11 protein-coding genes are annotated in these 16,703 nt (G+C 40.0%); 8 read left to right on the top strand and 3 right to left on the bottom strand.

All coding sequences use genetic code 11. The annotated features are described in order from the left end of the window. Positions 1 to 82: 82 nt before the first annotated feature. A complete protein-coding gene (locus EYS08_RS05065; protein ID WP_131028796.1) occupies positions 83 to 856 on the top strand; it encodes an SDR family NAD(P)-dependent oxidoreductase in 774 nt (257 codons plus the stop codon). Positions 857 to 905: 49 nt separating this feature from the next. Continuing rightward, on the top strand, positions 906 to 1,520 hold the full coding sequence (locus EYS08_RS05060) for a TetR/AcrR family transcriptional regulator (protein WP_131028794.1): 615 nt from the start codon (positions 906 to 908) through the stop codon (positions 1,518 to 1,520). A gap of 9 nt (positions 1,521 to 1,529) precedes the next feature. Here EYS08_RS05060 and EYS08_RS05055 read toward each other — a convergent pair whose 3' ends face one another. Beyond that, the gene (locus EYS08_RS05055) at positions 1,530 to 2,711 is read right to left on the bottom strand and encodes a PepSY-associated TM helix domain-containing protein (protein WP_131028792.1); all 1,182 of its coding nucleotides are present in this window, start codon (positions 2,709 to 2,711) and stop codon (positions 1,530 to 1,532) included. Continuing rightward, a complete protein-coding gene (locus EYS08_RS05050; RefSeq protein ID WP_131028789.1) occupies positions 2,711 to 5,176 on the bottom strand; it encodes a TonB-dependent receptor in 2,466 nt (821 codons plus the stop codon). The genes EYS08_RS05055 and EYS08_RS05050 overlap by 1 nt, the downstream gene beginning before the upstream one ends. A gap of 205 nt (positions 5,177 to 5,381) precedes the next feature. Between EYS08_RS05050 and EYS08_RS05045 the strand changes: the two genes are divergently transcribed. The 6 genes from EYS08_RS05045 to EYS08_RS26525 all read left to right on the top strand — a co-directional run bounded on the left by EYS08_RS05045 (position 5,382) and on the right by EYS08_RS26525 (position 14,453). Beyond that, complete coding sequence (locus tag EYS08_RS05045; protein WP_165456377.1) at positions 5,382 to 8,411, top strand: ligand-binding sensor domain-containing protein; 3,030 nt, start codon at positions 5,382 to 5,384, stop codon at positions 8,409 to 8,411. Further along, entirely contained in the window at positions 8,404 to 9,051 is a 648-nt protein-coding gene (locus tag EYS08_RS05040; protein WP_131028785.1) for a response regulator, read from the top strand. The genes EYS08_RS05045 and EYS08_RS05040 overlap by 8 nt, the downstream gene beginning before the upstream one ends. A gap of 179 nt (positions 9,052 to 9,230) precedes the next feature. After that, positions 9,231 to 9,722, top strand: a complete 492-nt coding sequence (locus EYS08_RS05035) for a T9SS type A sorting domain-containing protein (RefSeq protein ID WP_131028783.1) — start codon at positions 9,231 to 9,233, stop codon at positions 9,720 to 9,722. Between the two features lie 29 nt (positions 9,723 to 9,751). Next, positions 9,752 to 10,894, top strand: a complete 1,143-nt coding sequence (gene porV, locus EYS08_RS05030; RefSeq protein WP_131028781.1) for a type IX secretion system outer membrane channel protein PorV — start codon at positions 9,752 to 9,754, stop codon at positions 10,892 to 10,894. A gap of 28 nt (positions 10,895 to 10,922) precedes the next feature. Beyond that, entirely contained in the window at positions 10,923 to 11,267 is a 345-nt protein-coding gene (locus EYS08_RS05025; RefSeq protein WP_131028780.1) for a hypothetical protein, read from the top strand. A 39-nt stretch (positions 11,268 to 11,306) separates the two neighbouring features. Beyond that, positions 11,307 to 14,453 carry a collagen-like protein gene (locus EYS08_RS26525; protein WP_317130079.1) on the top strand — a complete coding sequence of 1,049 codons (3,147 nt, stop codon included), beginning with the start codon at positions 11,307 to 11,309 and terminating at the stop codon, positions 14,451 to 14,453. Positions 14,454 to 14,680: 227 nt separating this feature from the next. Here the strand turns inward: EYS08_RS26525 and EYS08_RS05015 are convergent, their stop codons facing one another. Beyond that, positions 14,681 to 16,504 (bottom strand): glycoside hydrolase family 2 protein, encoded by a 1,824-nt coding sequence (locus EYS08_RS05015; protein WP_131028778.1) that lies wholly within the window; start codon positions 16,502 to 16,504, stop codon positions 14,681 to 14,683. Positions 16,505 to 16,703: the final 199 nt, after the last annotated feature.

Raw genomic sequence — 16,703 nt, 5'->3', positions numbered from 1 at the left:
TTCTGGAATTGAGACTGTTCTTGATTAACCTGATTAACCGCATACTTAAAAATTAAAATTACTCATATAAATTTTACTAAAAATGAAAGAATACATATTAATTACCGGTACTTCCTCTGGAATTGGCTACGAAATGGCGAATGAATTGGCAGCTAAAGGGCTGAACCTGATATTGGTTGCCCGTACCGAAGCTAAATTACAGCAAATCCAATCAGAGCTAATAAACAAGTATGGCATTCTGGTTCAATATTTCGCTACAGATCTTTCTGATGTGGATGCTGCTAAAAACCTTTACCAAAAGGTGAAAGATGAAAACCTATTAGTGACCCATCTGGTAAATAATGCTGGTGTTGGCAATTATGGCAATTTTACTGAAACGCCACTGGAAGAAGAATTGAGTATGATTCAATTAAATATTTCCAGTTTGGTTGTATTGACTAAACTTTTTGCACAAGATATGGTCACCCGCAAATCTGGCCGAATTATGAACATAGCATCGTTGGTAGCATTTTTACCGATGCCTTATTTTTCTGTGTATTCTGCCACCAAGGCTTTCGTAAAGGTATTTAGTGAAACACTCGCCGCCGAATTGGAAGGTACCGGAGTCATCGTTTCGTCTCTTTATCCTGGCACTGTGGATACTGGATTTACCACACCTGAGATGCAAGCTACCAACCTTCATAAAACCAAGCCGATGGCTCCCAAAGAAGTGGCTGTGCAGGGTGTAAAGCATCTGTTAGAAGGAAATGGAAAAAAAGTAGTTGGTTTTCAAAACTGGTTTAACTCCAAACTCCCCAGTTTTGTTCCTGATGGTATTATGATGAAGATTAAAAAGGGGCTGGCAAGTCAGAAATGAAAATAGTTCAGTTAAGTGTTGTCGGATATCCTTATGAAATTTATATGACATGTTAAATCGAAGTACAATAATAGATGCCGCTATACAGCTTTTTTTACATTTTGGAATTAAAAAAACTCCCCTTAAAGATATAGCCAAATCGTTAAGGGTGAGTATTCCATCTCTTTATTGGTATTTTAAAAACAAAGATGAACTGGTGATCTGTGTTTTAGAAAAAATAACGAATGAAGAACGTATTTTGATCGAAAAGCAGTGTATACGATATGAGTCGCTGTCAAATTTTATCGATGAATTGGTTGAAATAAAGCGTTTAACATTTGAAAAATATAGCCGGCTATACCATTCCCCGGATTACTTAAGAAAGATAGGTTTTTTAGACAATCTGGATTTATCAAGAAGGTTATGTGTGATTGAAAATGTAAATTTGGTTTCAAAATCTGTGTTTGCGAAAGATGACAATAGCCCCCATATGTTTAAGGAGATACTCATCCAGTTCTTAAGGGAACTCGATTTGATATTTCTAAACGATGCAACCACAATAGCGAGATCTCTCGGATCAGACATTGCGAAAAGAAATGGCATCTCTGATCTCATAAGTCAAAAAGCTCGATCTTTTCTATCTGAAATATTAGATAAAAATATCATGGTTCAAGATCAAATTTAAGGCTCATTTTTAAGCATTCAAACCCAACTTGAGGGAAGATTTAGGCTTTTTCCTCTTTTTCCCCAACCAGATCATAAACCCTGAAACCGGAAGGGAAGCACAGATCAAAGCAGCAAAAAAAGCCAATAACTGTGTACCCAGACCATATATTCTACCTGTATGCATTGGAAGATTCGAATTTCTCCATTTCATACCCAACGTCTTTTGTGAATGCGGCAAAACATCGATTATCTTTCCGGTCCTACCGTCATAAAAATAATAACTAACACCCCGCCAGCCATCCCTATTGCTCTCAATACTGACAAACGAGGTTGAAACCTTATTAGCTTCAGTTGGGATACCGATTCCGATCTGCGACCAGTCGCCTTTTAGTTTTTTTAACAGGTCATAATGGATGAGGTCAATCTTGTTTAATGTCGAATCACTGGCATTGATTGTAGGCAGTGTTCTCGCAAAGCCGACCTTCCCCTTGTCTCCCAAAAGTTTATAAATCCCTGTTTCCCACCATTTGAAAGACCATACCAAACCTGTAATCGCAATAAGCATCGCCACTGGCAGAACATAAAATCCCAATGAATTATGCAGATCGTAATTTACCCGTTTCCATTTTGCATTCCATTTGATTTTAATACTTTTTTTAAACTGCTTGTAGTTTTTTGGCAACCAAAGGACAAAACCGCTGATGAGCATCACAAGAAATAGAAGAATGCAGGAACCTACTACAAGACTTCCGATAGGTTTTACCAATAACAACTGTCTGTGCAGCTGTTCAACGATATTGAAAAATTCGTAACGGACATCAATTATCCCCAGAACCTTCCCCGTGTACTGATTCACATAAACATCATTTAAATACTCAAATTGGCTAAAGTACCAAAGGTTGATCTTTTCCTTTTTATTAACCTTAAAACCAGAAAACACATAGCTTTTGTTGTCTGCTGAAATCTTCACATTTGAGAGGACTTTGCCAGGGCCAACTGCTTGTTCTGCAATGGCAAGCAATTCAGAAACTGGCTTTGGCTGGCCAGCTTTCTGAACATAAACAATATCCCGGTGGACGGTATCAAATATCTCCTCGTTGAATACATAAATGCATCCAGTGATGGATACAATCAGTACCACAACTCCCGTTACCAGCCCTATCCAAAGATGGAGCCATCCGGTAATCTTTTTAAATTTACTTTTGGCCATTAAAATGAATATCCAACTGTTAGCATATAGTTCTCTGGCTGCCCCGGAAATAACCGTAGATAATCATATCCGCCCACCCAGTGTTTTTTATTGCCGATGTTATTTGCATTTAACTGAAGCTGGAGTTTTCCGATATTATAGAACAGCCCGGCATTAAGAAGCGTGAACGATGGTATGGTAATCTGATTTTCAGGGGAAAGTTTCACATCATAGATCAGGTTTCTTTTATCCATGTAATTTAGCCCTAATGCTATCCCAAAACCTTTGGCAACCCCGTCTATAAAGTTATAACGGGTCCATAAATTTGCAGTATTTTTCGGCGCGTTCGGCTTCTGAAGCCCAATCTCTCCTACCGTACCGCTTTCCATAATTTTTGCGCTGTTGTATGAGTACGATGCAATTACATTCCAGTTTGGCATAATTTTTCCAACCACATCAAGCTCAAAACCTCTTGACTGTTCATCCCCGATCTGCCTTAATACATCAATCACTCCAGGCGTTGCATACAGCGCTCCGGTCTGCTTAATCTGATACACTGCGGCGGTAATGCTTAATTGATCTCTGAGCCAGCTGGTTTTTGCCCCAAATTCTATCATATTGCTTTTCAAGGGATCAAATGGCCCACCTGCATTTGGGTTTGATATGGTCGCAGAAGTCTGAGGATTGTATCCCTCAACATAACTTCCATAAAAGTTAATATTTGAATTAATAGTATACACGGCACCCAATCGCGGTAGCCAGGCATGAGAATTGGCTTTCGCTTCAGTTTGAGTTTTATAATTTGCAAAATCAGTATAATATTCATATCGCACTCCAAGTAAAACCTGCAGCCCGCCAATTTTTAACTGATCCTGAATATACCCTGAGTTAAGATAATAATATGCTGGGGCCACTACAGATTGAGCAAAGAAAAGCTTGCTGTCATCCTGCATTCTTTGAGATGACAGCGGATCATTCAGGTTAAAGTGTGGAACATTGGGAACCGGATTGCCCTTATCGAGCAGGTAATCGCTTTTTTTGGCTGCCACATAAGTTGCAATAAAGCCATTGTTCGCTGCATTTCTATAACCGCCTGCTGTCATCTGTGAACCACCTACAGGCGTTTTTTCACTCCCAAAATCATAACCCGCTACGACCTTATGTGATATCGGCCCGGTTGTAGGTGTATAGTTGATATACCCGGAGAAATTATCGATAAAACGCTTGCGTTTTCTGATCTGAACATTCATTCCTGCAAGATTATTGATGGGCTGGCCATTGCCATCAACACCATAAGAATTGGAAGTACGGTGCTCATTTAGATCTTCTGAATATCCTGTTTTTAGATATGAAGCATTCAGGCTCAATACATCGCTGATCTTATGGGTAATGGAGATCGTTGCATTATAGGTTAGTTCGTTCAGGTAATCGTTTGTGGTGTTCAGGGATAACGACTGAGGGGTCGAATTTAAATCAAAACTACCAAAAATCGGCTGTCCCCTGTCAAGCCTGCTTTTTGAATCGGTATAGACCAGATCAAAATTTATCCTTGTTTTTTCAGATGGGACGAAGGTAAGCGAAGGCGCTATAACAAAGTTCCTGTCAAACATTAAATCCCTGAAAGTTTCTGCATTTTCATAGCCAAGGTTTAAGCGGTAAAGCAACGTGCTGTCTTTTGACGCCGGTCCGGTAAAATCGGCAAGCCCACGGAAGGTGTTGAAACTTCCCATCGTCATACTGATGGATCTTCTGGTTTCATCAAGCGGCTTTTTGGTTACACGGTTTACCACACCACCCGGACTTGCGTTTCCAAAAAGTGCAGAAGACGGACCTTTTAGCACTTCAACCCTTTCCAGATAATTGGCGAGCGACTGTTTCCAGAAACCTGTACTTGTTCTTAGTCCGTTCAGCAACTGGGTATTGCTCTGTCCATTTACACGAAAGCCACGGATGGTTAAGTCATCATAAAAACTGAACTGATTTACCCCGCTAAAGTTTTTCACTACCTCACCAACGCGCATGAGGCCCTGATCGGCAATCAATTCCTTACTGGCATAGGAAACAGATTGAGGAATATCTTTGAGTTCATTTTCAATCTTACCAATAAAGGTCGCTCTGGTTTTATAGGCTTTTTCTTTACGCCCTGTAATTTCTACCTGCTGAAGATCTGAATTTGATTCGGTCAGAACAACATTTTCATCCGTATCCCCACTGATTTCGATCGTTTTAACTGATTGCCTAAAACCGATGAAATTGAAATGTAAAATTAGCTTGCCCTGGCCCACCTGTAACCTGTAATAACCTTTGTTATTTGTTGAGGTAGTTAATTTTGTATGCTCAACACTGATGGTAACACCGGGAAGTGGGTTACCCTTAATATCACGTACATATCCCTGCAATTTTACGGTCTGTTGCGCAGAAGCACTGTATGAGAGGAAAAAAAAGAAAAAAAGGCATAAGGCCACTTGGGTAAAGGTTATCTTCATGAAACAAGAATTAAATACTATTTAGACTTATTAAAAATAAAGCCGCAAACATAGTATTTTTTTATCTACTTTTTAAATAAAAGAGCAGAATACAGGTTCATGGAAAGTCAATCGATTCAGTTAATTATATTTTTATATATTTAAAATTCAAACCATCTCACATTAACATCTCATGCGCTTACTTATTCCTTTTTTCAGATTTATTTTGATAAGAAGGTTATACTGTATCTTCTGTTTTATTTTCTTACATCTTTCTGTTTCCGCTCAAAGAGAACCTACCTTATTATTTAAGCACCTTACCCTAGAAGATGGTTTAAGCGACCCGACAATACGGACATTGCATACCGATAAAGACGGGTTTTTATGGATTGGCACCGAAAATGGGTTGAACCGTTTTGATGGTAAAACCTGTATCACCTATAAAAGAAAAAATAACGCAGACCCTTTTCCGGGAAACTACATTACCAACATTATCGAAGAAAAAAATGGCGATCTGATTATCGGGTCGCAGCGCAACCTGGTGAAATATGACCGGATAAAGGATAATTTTAAACATTACAATTTCGCAAAAGGCATAAAACTGAATGAAAACTACTACGCTTTCCCCTTTTATATAGACAAACAGCAAGATCTTTGGGTATATCTTGCTGGTAATGTTTATAAATACAGCAATAAACGCAATACTACTCAATATGTAACAACCTATTCTAATGGATATCTTTTTAGTCCGGTTCCATTCTACAATAAGCTGGATTGGTTTGTTAGCAGAGGTGTAAAAGGCATTTATATCAACAAGGCCGATGATGTTAAGGGGCAGCAACATCGGGAGTTTTTTATGAACAGCACCAATGAAAACCTTAACAGTCATATTGAAGATGTATACTTTGCATCAGACAGTTTGCTCTGGCTTGCCAGTGATAAGGGATTGATAAAACTAAATATTAAAACCAAACAGCATGAGCGTTTCAATAGCTGTAAAACGAGCAGTAACCTTTCTGTAACGACTATTGCAAAATATCCCAACAAACCCTGGCTTATTGTAGGTACCAGAAGAAATGGCTTACTTTTGTTCGATTTAGGAACGAAAAAGTTTTTTGCTGAGTATAACCACCAATCTGATAATTCGTTTAGCCTATCAGGCAATTATATCCGAAAAATTTACATCGATCAAAAACAGAACCTGTTCGTGGGCATTAATGGTTATGGCCTCGATTATACCAATTTAAATAAGGTAATTTTTTCAAGGTATCTTAATAAGGATGATGTTTCTCTTAATTCCGAAAATGATGTAAGTGTAATCTTACAACCTAAAAATGGTCAGTATTGGTGCGGGACAAAGAATGCCGGCTTGCTTATCTATCGTTCAGATTTAACAAAACCAATTAAACATGAATTTTTAAACCATGGGATTGCCCAACTCATTGAATTAGATAACGGCAATATTTTAACTGGACTTTATAATGGCTTTTTTTTTATTTACGATATCCAAAAGCAAAAATTCAATCCATTAAAAATAAAGTTTTCGGAAAAGTTAAACGGAAAAGTTCAGATCAATCAGATTTCAAAAATAGGCCCTGATTTATTTGCTGCTACAGAATATGGTGTAGCCAAGGTTATCATTAGCCCAGAAAACGAGCTTTATTTTGAAATGGATCGGGGCATTAACCGTGCAGTATTATGGCCCAATATACAGCGGATAATACCTACGAAGAATAATCAGGTCATCATCCAAACCTATTATACATCCATATATCTTGCGCAATTAACAGCCGGAAAATTTATTTTCATTAAAGAAATTACCAGATCGCCTTATGGTATAAATGGCAACATTACAGTTGACAAAAGCATTTATCTGGCTACAACCGCAGGGCTTTTAAAATTCAACTCAGCTACAAATACCATAGAAAAATTGGCATTGGCAGATTTAAACTGCCGTAGTGTTTTAGCAGATCAATATAAAAACCTTTGGGTAGCAACCAGCAATGGATTGTATTTCTACAATACAAAAAGCAATAATCAAACCCGTTATAGCATTAGTGATGGGCTGCAGAGCATGGTTTTTAATCCTAACGCGGCTGCATCACTTAAAAATGGGCTATTGGCCTTCGGGGGGATTAATGGAATTAATGTGATAGATCCAAATAAACCAAAAGTTTATACCAGTCATTCCAAGCCCCAGATTACCGACATTCTGATCAATGACCAGATCCATCAAGGCATCGGCAACCCGATTACAACCAAAAGCTTAAAGCTGCATCATGATGAAAACACCATCACAATTGCTTTCAGTACAATGGATTTCATTAACCCTACGCACAGAAAAATAGTTTACCAAATGATTGGCTATGACAACAAAAAGGTTAGCGTTTTTGGCAGCAATAGCATCCGGTTTCCAAATATGCCACCCGGAAACTTCAAACTTGTACTCACTGATGTTTACAGCAATAAAAAAAACATTTTAACGATAGTAATCAGCGCCCCTTTTTGGCAAAAGAACTGGTTTATAACGCTGTTTATTGTTAGCTTAACCATCATTTCGTTACTCACGCTCTTTATTTATTTAAGATGGGTTAAACATCATCAGGTGCTGCAATTACGTCAAATGATCAACTTTCAAAAAACAGACAGAGAAAGAATAGCAAATTATCTCCATGATGAATTAGGGTTAAAGTTATCTTCGTTAAAACATTACCTTTTGGCTGGCGACATTAATAAAATGATCGATGGTGGCGAACTCCGCAAATTATCAACAGAATACATTGATTCATCTATTAGCATGCTCAGAACAACTTTGATTAATTTAAGTCCTAAAACGCTCGACGAAAATGGCTTGGTTACTGCAATGGAAGATCTTATCGATAGCATCAACAAATTAGGCATCATAAAAATCCACTTCGATTATTCGGGCTTTACTGTTGCTCTTAAAAGTACGCCAGAGTATGCCATTTACAGAATCTGCCAGGAGTTAATTTATAACACCATAAAACATGCTGAAGCAAAAAATATCCATATCGTAATTATCAACCGCCACGAAAAGCTGATTTTGCTTTACGAAGATGACGGCAAGGGATACGACTTTCAAACCGCAAAAAGAGGCTATGGCTTATTTAATATTGAAGCACATATCCACGCTATAAAGGCAGAATTGAATACTGATACAGCAATTGGAAGAGGCGTTGCCGTTACCATTACACTTAATCTAAAAAGGATTTTAAAACAAAAAATTAATGATTAAGCTACTAATCGCAGATGATCATAATGTATTAATCAACGGGCTAAAACTTATTTTGGCCGTAAGAAAAGATTTTAAAGTAATTGCAGTAGCCAATAATGGCGCTGAAGTGATCGATCTTGTTAAAAATGAAAGGCCGGATGTAATACTATTGGACATCAATATGCCGGTTTTAAACGGTTATCAAACCCTTAAAATTATCAGATCAGATTATCCAGAAATCAAGGTGATCATATTGTCTATGCTTAATGATAAAAGAAATGTACTGAATATGCTCGAAGCAGGCGCCAAAGGCTTTCTTTTTAAAGATACAGACGATAAAAACCTGTTTAAGGCAATTGATTACGTTTATCAGGGTGCGTACTATGTATCAGGCGGTTTGGAAGATATCCTCGAAGAATTTTTATGCTATAAGAAATATTCTGGTAAAAAGAATAAACACATTCTCTCCTCCCGCGAGCTTGAAATTGTTAGCCTCATTGTTGAGGGCAATACCAATGCTGAAATTGCTGATCTGCTTTTCTTAAGCACCAGAACAGTTGACACGCACCGTAAAAATATTTTTTATAAACTCAATTTAAACAATACTGCATTATTGGTTAAATATGCATTGGAAAATAAGGCATTTCTCGGCTTACAATAAGCACTGTTCGTTAAAAAAATACCGTAAAAAGCGTATTGAAATAGTTGATTGATTTATGTCAATTTGTAATGGTCATCCATTAACACTCATCCTTTCTACCTTTTGAGCGATGAAAATTATGGTTGAAATTATAGGATGCTAATTCTATAAAACCTAACTAAATAACTTTCCTGCGCTCTATGAAAAAGATATTTTTATGCTCTTTAATTTGTTCCCTGTGCTTATTTAAATCTTATGGTCAGGCCGCGCTTACCCGCAGCGTAGTGGCCAGTACAGGTGGAAGTGCTCAGGTGGGCAATACATTGGTGCAGTTTACCATTGGCGAAGTAGCCACCCTCACCCTCCAAAATGCTGGTATTATGCTTACCCAGGGTTTCCAACAGCCAGAAACTACCGTTTCTAATTTTGTTCCCAATGCAGTTGGTAATATGCGGGTTTATCCCAACCCTGCCATTGGAAAAACAAAAATAGATTTCGATTTATTAACCGATGGCAAGGTGATCATCAATTTGGTTAACAACGCCGGTCAGATTGTACACTCCAGCTCAGTAAAAAGTTTAGCCGGAAAAATCGAATATATAATGCCATTGAACGGACTTGCTTCAGGAAGCTACCATGTTGTACTTTATGTCAACTATCGTACATTCTCTGAAAAACTTATCATCCAATAAACTTATTGCTAACCATCTAAAATACCTCCATGAAAACGCTTATCAAAACTGCATCTGCTGTACTGATTTTGCTTTGTTTGGTCAATCATGCAAAGGCTCAGCTTCAAAATCAATATAGTACGGTAACAACCGGTGCTGCATTTTTATTAATTAGTCCCGATGCACGGAACTCAGGTGTTGGCGAGGCGGGAACCGGATTAATCAGCGATGCAAATTCTAATTTTATTAATGGTGCAAAACTTTCGTTCGCAAATAAAACTGGTGTAAGTGTTTCTTATGTGCCCTGGATGATGGAAATTGACAAAAACCTCCATCTAGGTAATTTAAATGCATACCATCAGTTAAATGACAAAGAAGTAATCGGTGTTTCGCTAAGATATTTTGATCAGGGAAACATTAATTTCCGCGATGAAAACGGTGGGCTTCTGCAGCAATACAATGCCAATGAGTTTGCTATTGATGGCACGTACTCCAGAAAATTCGGAGATAATCTTGCCATTGCATTAACCGGTCGTTTCATCAGGAGCGACCTGGGCAATGGAACATTTAATGGTTTGCAGGTAAACCCTGTTAATGCCTATGCCGCTGATATTAGTGTATACTCAGAAAAAACATTAAATAATTCGCGTTATGCCTGGGGCGTGAGCCTAACCAACATTGGTACTAAATTAAAATACTCTTCAGGTGCTACGGTTGAATCATTTCTACCGATGAATTTACGTATTGGAGGAGGGTACACTTTATTAAAAAACAAAACAAATAGCCTTACCTTTCTTTTAGACGTAAATAAATTAATGGTTCCCTCTCCACCCAGATATAAATTGGATGCAAATGGAATAACAACAAATGAAATTGAAAAAGGAAAGGATCCGACCAGAAGCGTTCCTAGTGCACTATTTACTTCTCTTTTTGATGCTCCAGGTGGTTTTAGAGAAGAAATATCGGAATTTAACATTGCCGGCGGGATGGAGTTTGCCTACATGAACCAGCTTTTTCTCCGTACCGGATATTTTTACGAAGATCCCGACAAGGGGAACAGACAACATGTTTCGGTTGGCCTTGGTTTAAAAGTAAAAACTTTTCAGTTCGACATGAGTTATGTAGCGCCCACAGCAAGGCGTTATGTGCTTAGAAACGGGATCAAATTTACTTTAAGTTATGCTATTGATTAAATTTTAAACCTCAAACAATCTATAAAAAATGAAAAAGTTATTCTTCTTGTTAATACTGACAGTGGTTGGTATTGCAAATGCAAAAGCTCAGAAATCAACCATCAATACTTTATTCCCTAATAAATCGACGGAGATTGAAAAATTAAGCGCTAAAGAAGAAGCACCAAAAAAGGATGTTTCTACGCCTACCAAGCAAAGGTTATTTCAGAATTATAGCCAAAGTGGTGCAAAAAGTGCTATCCCCGCAGCAAGCAGAAAAGGAGCAGAAAATGTAAAAACAGCTTCTGAATCTGAAAATAAACCAGATAAAAGCGAGCCCAAAACAGAGGTTAAACTACCGCCAATGCAACAGGAAAGTACAACCAAACAGTAAAATATTCATCTAATACCTCTACACCTAAAATTATTTAACATGAAAAAGTTTACGCTCATTATTGCGGTTATCCTTATCTTTTTCGGAAAAGTATCTGCTCAAAGTGGCCTTACAGGCATCAACTATCAGGCGGTGGCCCGTAATAACGATGGTACTGTACTTGCCAAACAAAATGTAAAGGTTAGGATCTCGATACTTGGAACAAGCGCCAGTGGCCCTGTTCAATATCAGGAAAGCCACGACCTCACTACAAACACTTTAGGCCTTTTTACCCTACAAATCGGTAAAGGATCACCTTCAACAGGAACGCTGGCAGGCGTTCCATGGCAAAATGCAAACCAATATTTAAGAGTCGAACTGGCCATTGGCGGTGGAGCTTTTACAGATTTAGGAGCAACACAATTAATGAGTGTGCCATTTGCGCTATATGCAGCAACCGGTAACCCTGGTCCGGCAGGTGCAACAGGACCCGCAGGACCAACTGGCGCACCCGGGCCAATTGGTCCTCAAGGATTAGTAGGCCCTGCAGGAGCAACCGGACCAATTGGACTAACCGGAGCCACAGGCCCTATCGGTCCACAGGGATTAGTAGGTCCTACCGGAGCAACAGGACCAATTGGATTGACAGGTCCGGCAGGGCCAATTGGTCCCCAAGGATTAGTAGGTCCTACCGGAGCAACAGGACCAATTGGATTGACAGGTCCGGCAGGGCCAATTGGTCCCCAAGGATTAGTAGGCCCAGCAGGTCCGCAAGGATTAGTTGGTCCAGCCGGAGCTACTGGAGCAGTTGGACCTACAGGCCCAGCTGGAGTTCCCGGTAGTCAGGGGCCCGTGGGTGCAACTGGCCCAGCCGGACCAATCGGACCTATTGGCCCAGCCGGGCCTGCAGGTGAGCTTACTGGCGTAGCAGGTGGAGATTTGAATGGAAGTTATCCAAACCCACTGGTAAAAGGCATCCAAAACATTGCAGTTGCAGCTACCGCACCAGTTAATGGTCAGGTTTTAAAATATAATGGAACAAACTGGGCTCCAGGCTCCGATGCAGGAGGTTCGTTAACACTTCCATTTGCTGCTACAGAAAACTCGGCACCAACCTTATTTTCGATTACCAACAATGGTGATGGAACATCAGTTGAAGGAATAAATAATACAACAAGCTCCAGTATTGCAGCTGTGAGAGGTATTGTAAGTTCAACTGCGCCTGGAGGCTTTTCTTCGGCTGTTCGCGGCATCAACAATGGTACCGGCGGCTTGGGGATTGGAATGTGGGGAAGCCATAACGGAAGTGGTTGGGGTGTTTATGGTGTTACCCCATCAGGTATTGGCGTTTACGGAAATTCGAGCGGTGCAGGCTATGGTATATACGCCAATAGCAATACCGGCATAGGTTTAAATGCCACATCTACCAGCGGAACTGCAGCAAATATTGCCATCTCAAACAATGCCAACGCAAACAACGCATTAACGGTTAACACATTGGGTAACGGAAGGGTAATTGACGCTTCAACATCGGGCAGTGGCGAAGGTATAAGAAGCACCAGTGGCAACGGCTTAGCAATACATGGAATTACAAGCAGTCAGTCTTCTGCAGGTATTTTTGGAGATAATAATGGTGCAGGTGAGGCGGTTGTTGGCCGTACCACCAGTAATATTGCCGGGGCAGTTGTTGGAAGAAACGATGGCGGCGGTTTTGGGGTACGTGGTTTTATTGCCACGAGTACTGCAAATACCGGCGTTGGGGTTCAGGGTGAAGTTGGTAACAACGGAAGTACAGGTAGAGCTGGTCGTTTTGTCAATACCAACGCAACAAATATAGCAGCCAATACATTCGAGGTATTATCGAATGGTAATGGTAATATTCCAGATAATACGCTAGGAAATGCCGCTTCTTTTAAATTAGACAATACAAATAGTGTTGGTTCTGCTGTTCGTGGAGAGGTGAACACCATATTCGGCAACTTTGGTGCAGCAGCTATCTTTGGTGTATCATCAGGTACTGGAGGTAGAGCAGGTTTATTCTATGCTTCTAACCCTTCAGGCAATGGTGCAGCACTTGTAGCACTAACCGATGGCAATGGTAATGCTGTTACCGCCAATGCAGGTAAAAATGGAAATGCTGTAGAAGCTAATGTTGATGGAACAGGAGATGCAGTGTATGGTTGGGTTCCAACATTTGGCACAGGCCGTGCTGCGCATTTCGAAAACTTTAACACAACAAATACAAAAGATGTTTTAACTGTAAAAACTGTGGGTAATGGTATAGCAGGTAACTTTAAAGTTGATCTGGTAACAGGTATCTCCCCTGCGGTAAAAGGGGAAGTAAATTCTCAGTTTGCCAATTTCGGCACAGCGGGGGTTTATGGATTATCATCAGGAACTGGTGGTTATGCTGGATTGTTTTATGCATCAAATGCTGCAGGTAACGGGCCAGCACTTATCGCATTGACTGAAGGGAATGGAAATGGGATTACCGCCAATGCAGGTAAAAATGGCGATGGTATTGAAGCCACAGCAGACGGAACCGGTAATGCCGTATATGGATGGACGCCCAATTTTGGTACTGGAAGAGCAGCCCGTTTTGCAAATTTTAATGCTGCTAATGGTCTACCTACAGTTCATATATCTAACCTAGGCACCGGAACAACAATATTAGCCAACCATACTGGTCCATCAGGAGATCTTTTTATCGGCCAAAGTGCCGGCGTAAATGTGGCCAGAATTAACAAAGCAGGCCGAGGTTTCTTTAATGGTGGTACAGTTAACAGCGGCGCCGATTTAGCGGAAGCATTTGATGTAAGCGGTGAAGTAAAAGATTTTGAACCGGGTGATATTTTAATTATCTCCGTTGATAAGGATAGAGCTGTTGAAAAATCAAATGGTGCTTACTCTAATTTAGTGGCTGGAGTTTACGCTACCAAACCTGGAGTTTTATTAACTGAAGAAAACATCGATTCAGAACTATTAGATAAAGTGCCAATGGGTGTAATCGGTGTAATCCCAACCAAGGTCTGTTTAGAGGGTGGTCCGATTAAAAGAGGCGATATGCTGGTAACCTCATCACAGAGCGGGGTTGCCATGAAAGCAGATTTAAATAAAGTTAAAGTTGGACAGGTTTTAGGAAAAGCCTTACAGGATTTTGACCAACCAACAGTATCAAAAATTAAAGTATTAGTCAGTATTAAATAACGTTCTGTTCTTTTAAGGAAAAAGGCACTTCATTTTTTGAGGTGCCTTTCTACATTTAAATATCATGCTAATTCAAGCTAATATTTCAAAAATATTCTTTGCCTTTAGCAGTCTCCTATATTGTTTCCTACTGATGGTTCTGGATTAATCGTTATTCCTTACCAACTATATCTTCCCAACAGTAAAAAATGAAAAGTCTTTATCAATAATCCATCCTGCCATCTATTCTAGTGTCCTCCCAGTGAATTTAATTTTTTTCCCTCAGCTATTACCGCCGTGTTTATTTCATTTACCCTCTTGATATCCATTTTTTCAACCGCACGGTCATAGGTCAGTAATCCGTTAACCTCATGTTCCACATCGGTTGTCTGGGTATAAACGGCTACACTAAGGCCTTTGTACTTCATCAACTGTTCAACCTGGCTCATCAGCAGTACATACCTATCCGTCAACGCAGCACTGGTTGGTTCATAGGCATATGCATTGTTTTCAACAGGCCACATGTGCTCCCTAACAAAAAGTCCCACACCGCCAAACTCTCCCAGAGATGCCGCCCTTTTATCGTCCGGTCTAGAGGCATCATAAGGGCCTATATAAATATGAGTATCCACAAAGTCTCCATTACCTGGATCACCGGCCGCCTTCTGATAACCGGGATTGTTGTTAAATCCCGAATTTCCATTTACCAATCTTGAGGGATCGTAATTTTTTACCCAGTCAGTAATCGCCGGTACATCGAAAGCGCCCCAGTTCTCATTAAAGGGTACCCAGGCAATAATTGAGGGTGAGTTGTAATGTTCATCCATTACCGCCTTGAGCTCCTTACGAAAAGCAGGGCGTACTTTTGCGGTATCCTCATTCTGGTACCAGATTGCGGGCATGTCCTGCCAAAGCAGCATGCCCAGTTTATCTGCCCAATAGTAAAAACGTTTCGGCTCAGTTTTCATATGTTTGCGGATGAGGTTGAAGCCAGCCTTTTTTGTAAATTCTAGATCAGATTTCAGCGCCTCCTCGGTGGGAGCGGTCAGAATTCCATCTGGCCAATAGCCCTGATCGAGAAGACCAACCTGCATGATGAACTTTCCGTTCAACAGCGGACGCATCACACCAGACACCTTACCCAACCTGATATCGCGCATACCGAAATAGCTCTTTACCTCATCAACGGTTTCACCGTTACGATCTTTGAGCGTGATTTTAAGATCATAAAGAAAAGGTTCATCAGGAGACCATAATTTTGGATTTGAAATTGGCAAATAAAAAGCCTTTCCGTTACTTCCCTGCCCTTGGGATACGATCTTATTGCCCTCAAGTGCTACCGCAGATATGACGGAGGAATTTGCATCGACAGTTACCTTAAGCCTGTTATTTTCCAGATCGGGCAATAGCTTGATATTTTTGATGTGACCTGCACCCAACGGTTCAAGCCATACGCTCTGCCAGATGCCCGAGCTGAAGGTATAATCACCCCGAGGTCCATTTTTGCCCGAAGGCATTCTGCCGTCATTGGAATCGTAAGCGGCAACGATTAACTCATTACTCCCTGGTTTTAGCAATGGGGTAATATCCAGCGAAAAGGCATCATAGCCGCCCGCATGAGACCCTGCCTTTTTTCCGTTAACGAAAATAGTTGCATCATGATCAACAGCCTCAAAATTGATTAAAATATTTTTACCCTTCCAGTTCTGTGGGATTTCGAAACGCCTCCGGTACCACATGTTAACTTCCTGATTGCGCTCAATACCCGAGATCACCGATTCAGGGCAGTATGGAACAAGTATCTGTTCAGATTTTCCAGCAAATGCAATCGGTATTTTCGGATTGAATGCATTAAGTTTATCTTTTCCACCGATATAATCCCATTTACCATTTAACGACTTCCATTCTCCACGTACCATTTGGGGCCGGGGATAATCGGGAAAAGGATTTTGGGCCGCCATCGCCTGCTCAGTCCATTTGGTAGGGAGTTTTGCAGTCTGGGCGCAAACATTCTCACCATATACCTGCAACAGTATTATCAGGAATAGAATTGGTAAACCTATATTTTTCATATTATCTGGAGATTTAAGGATCTTTGGTTTTAAGACACTAATATATTATTTTTCATTCATCTAAATCGATTTATTAAATATAAAAAACATAACAAGCATCTTTTTATAATGAAACTTTTTTTGAGCGGATTATAAAGTTCATTCCACCTGAAGCCATGTCCATAACATAAAAGGATGGGGTATCACGCAGTTTTTTTAT

It is taken from the genome of Pedobacter kyonggii, from assembly GCF_004310665.1.
GTDB classification, from domain to species: domain Bacteria; phylum Bacteroidota; class Bacteroidia; order Sphingobacteriales; family Sphingobacteriaceae; genus Pedobacter; species Pedobacter kyonggii.
This window is presented reverse-complemented; position numbering and strand designations above follow the sequence as displayed.